A 2,169-nucleotide genomic window follows, 5' to 3' on the forward strand; every position below is an offset into this window, starting at 1 on the left:
CATACCGGCCACGATATCCCCCGCTTGTTGTGCAATCTGCTGACGCTGCTCGTCCGTCGCCTTGGCAGTGATCGCAAATATCAGGGTGATGTCCAGATGGACACGCCCTTCCTCAACAAAAGAAGGCGTCGTAAAGCTCCCATCCGTATTTATTTTCTTTTTCTCAGCGTATGTTGAAAGGGGATTACGCGTGAGGTGAAAGGTGTGGGTATAACCGCCTTCGGTCGCTTGTGCCTCGACGTCATGACATATCACCCCAATACGATCCAGCGATACGTTGATATCCGCCGCAGCCAGCTTGCGTTCCAGTGCATGCATCATGCCCACAAAGGCACTCATGGCCGGAAAGCCCCACGTCATCGGGCTGGAAATCGCATTGGCGTTTTGTACACGTAAGCGCGGCAGCACCAGAAGGTTATTAACGTCACTCATCGTCTTCACCTCCTTGAAGCTCATCCAGATCATCGAGTTCTTCCATCAGAACGGCCATCCAGCGATGATCCTTATCCAGCAGTTGCTGATGAGAAGTATCTTGACCGAGTTTTTTCTTCCAGTGACGAAACTCGACATCTCCTAGCGGCAACTTTCCGCCGAGCGCCTCGTTAAGCCAATTGGCGAAACGCTGGCGAACTTCGTCCGGCCAGTCAGATTCATGACGCGCCTTACGGAACTCGGCATCCTCTTTTGCACGTCCAGGATCCAGCCAGAAGGCTTCTTCTATCGCCAGGCGGCAGTTTTGGTCGGCGCTCCAGCCCGGTGGAAGTCCATGCATCTGCATCGTGAATAGCGCGAGTTCATCCAGGATCATTGCGGTGTAATCATCGCGTAGATCACGTGTCTGCATGTTCGTACCAGGGGAACTATCAAGAAGGCGTTTCAAACCTCCGACCAATTCCCGTACTTCCTTGCGTCGACCGAACATTCCACGACGGGACAGCACGGACTCTATCTTTAATGGTGGACGGATTTCCTGTGAGTCCCAGGCAGGCGGCAACGACGCCAATAAATAGTTGTTGCCGCCCCGCTCACTATTCAGTTGCGAAATATTTTGTTTGTTGTTGCCACCCATTTTTTGGACGGCAAGATTGGGATAATCGTGCACTTCTTGTGCGCCCAGCTCCCCTTCGCGTTTGGCCTTGCGGGCCTCCTTGGCCTCGTCACTAAATCGGTCATGATTGATCGTCTGAAAGACTCGATGCGCCAGCGAGGTCGCATAGAGCGGCGCCAATAGATGGAAGTCATCGTCATCTACGGCATCTTCACCTATCAACCAGTACATTTGTTTGGCAAGTGTGTGGGAGGCGTTTTTACCACGTGGCTCGGTAATGCCAGCAAAGGCTTTCATCCACGCTTGTGACAGCTCCGCGTCGTCGCTCAATGCATGCGCTAGCTCGGCGTCTTCCTCCAGCACTCGCTCCAGCAGTGATTTGGCGTCGTACTCGAGCTTCAGGAGTTTATAGACATCGAGTGCAGCGGCGTCGCCTACGACATCGCCATCGAAATACGCTGATAACACATGGCTTCCCACCCCTTGATGTTTAGTCAGAGACTCGGGGGGCGCATAAAGATTAGAGCCCTTTGCATCTGGATGAATAGGCTTGAGGGAATGAGTTACGACTTGTAAGCGAGTTACGCGCCGCGCAGCATCATTGAGCCAGGTTTCACGCTGAAACTGTTCAACCAAAGCTTGGTACTTGGGATCATCGGGAGCCAGCTTTTCCGCTTTGGTATCGAAGCGTTCTTGTATGAAACGCTCGATCACCTCGCGTATCCCCGCCGCTTGTAGTGTCATTGTCATAGTTCATCCTAATCGACACACGTTTAACATTAGTTTACCTTCCACCCTATATCGCTTTACTTGCAAATTCACTCATCCCTTTTTCACAACCCCCAACACGGAATGATAGCGCCACCCATGCGTGCTCTCGGGTGCATTGACGATGCCGAACGTGCGTGCGGCTTTATCGAGCGAGATATCCAACTCCTCGGCGAGATCGGCAAGCGCCGTCAGGTAGTCATCGGCGCCCCAAGGCTGAATGCGCTCGCCCCGTTCATGCGCCAGGTCTATCCGCGCCATCAGGCTTTCTTCGACTTCTACGTAGAGCGTTTCGCCACGTTTGGCGCCATCTTCCACGCGATGCAGTGTCCAGGTTTCGCCGCCTTCGTCGG

The 2,169-nt window shown here is 53.4% G+C and carries 3 protein-coding genes; all 3 read right to left on the bottom strand.

Features of this window, described 5'->3' with window-relative positions; all coding sequences use genetic code 11:
• The coding region (locus OP495_RS17300; protein WP_280570986.1) for a type I-F CRISPR-associated protein Csy2 at positions 1 to 432 on the bottom strand (432 nt) is incomplete at its 3' end.
• Positions 425 to 1,798 carry a type I-F CRISPR-associated protein Csy1 gene (csy1, locus tag OP495_RS17305; RefSeq protein ID WP_280570988.1) on the bottom strand — a complete coding sequence of 458 codons (1,374 nt, stop codon included), beginning with the start codon at positions 1,796 to 1,798 and terminating at the stop codon, positions 425 to 427. The genes csy1 and OP495_RS17300, both read right to left, overlap by 8 nt.
• 72 nt (positions 1,799 to 1,870) lie before the next feature.
• Positions 1,871 to 2,169 (bottom strand): hypothetical protein (locus tag OP495_RS17310; RefSeq protein ID WP_280570989.1); only part of this gene is annotated, 299 nt, incomplete at its 5' end.

This window comes from Chromohalobacter sp. 296-RDG (assembly GCF_029889885.1).
GTDB lineage: Bacteria > Pseudomonadota > Gammaproteobacteria > Pseudomonadales > Halomonadaceae > Chromohalobacter.

Excerpts from the sequence above, each read along its gene's own strand:
- csy1 (WP_280570988.1), bottom strand. The coding sequence starts at position 1,798 with ATGACAATGACACTACAAGCGGCGGGGATACGCGAGGTGATCGAGCGT.